2 protein-coding genes are annotated in these 1,022 nt (G+C 34.1%); both read left to right on the top strand.

Features of this window, described 5'->3' with window-relative positions:
* Positions 1-191 (top strand): hypothetical protein (locus FTV32_RS17285; protein WP_180029177.1); only part of this gene is annotated, 191 nt, incomplete at its 5' end.
* Positions 192-214: 23 nt separating this feature from the next.
* Positions 215-778, top strand: coding sequence for a hypothetical protein (locus FTV32_RS17280; RefSeq protein ID WP_163146742.1), 564 nt, complete (start codon positions 215-217; stop codon positions 776-778).
* Positions 779-1,022 lie beyond the last annotated feature (244 nt).

The following is a 1,022-nucleotide window of genomic DNA, read 5'->3' as shown; positions in this document are numbered from 1 at the left end:
ATCTTTTATGTTCTTGCGGAAGCGATAAGTTTGAGATTCCTAGTAATCCTAAAGCTTCAGATACGATTACTTGTGCTAAATGTGGAGCACAAGAAAAGTATGGAATATTGCAGAAAGAAATAGCTTCTAAAGTTAAAAAACAAGTTGAAGCTAATTTTAAAAAAATGTTGAGAAGAGCGGGTTTTAAATAAGCTAATTGTTGATAGGAGGTCCTGTGTTTCCACCGAAAGAATATATAAAAAAATCTTTTAAACAAGGGGTTGCAATAACTATCCTTTTAGGAGTGATCCCTCTTTTATTAGCTTTATGTCAAGATATTTGGGGAGTCATTTTTCATAAAAGTCATGATCTATCTAACTTTAACGAAATGATGAAGAGCCTTATACCTTCCCATGATAATTATGTCCATATTCTTATTTGGCTTTCGGGAATTTACTGTCTACCTTTATTAATGTTAGTTGTAGCAGAAAGAGAATTAGAAAGGAAAATACCAATACCGAGTTGGATAAAGAATTTTATTCTTAATTTTGAATATGCATTATCAGCTATTTTTAGTGTGATGTTTGTTGCATCAGCTATTTTCTTTACTACAGGTTTTTTCTTCTGTTTTACCAGTTTCGGTGTCTCTTATGGCATTGGATTTGTTGTTATTGGAATAATTCTATTTACTCTCACTATGTATGCACTAGCAGCGATGCTAGAGCTTAAAGACCTATTCGTGAAAAATGATTCCGATTCAGAGAAAAACCTAGATTCTGATAATGAGAAGGAAAGTTAATTTAATACCTATAGTTTTCCTTTTAATAATAAAAAACCCCAGCATCCTGCCGGGGTTTCTCATATTGGGTTGCTAGGTATGACTCCTGTCTTACCTCACGCTCCTGGTGCGATCTTTCTTATTCTTGTTGTTTGGAACATCCTGTTCTCTATGACTTCATCATAGGAAAATTCACCTATCCTGGATAGCCGCAAAGGGCCGAGTTTTATGTGAGCCAAAGCGTACAAAATAGCCTAAATTTTAT

Source organism: Acinetobacter sp. YH16032 (assembly GCF_013417345.1).
Classification (GTDB): Bacteria; Pseudomonadota; Gammaproteobacteria; order Pseudomonadales; family Moraxellaceae; genus Acinetobacter.
Note: the sequence above shows the minus strand (reverse complement) of the source record. Positions and strands in the feature narration are given on the sequence as shown.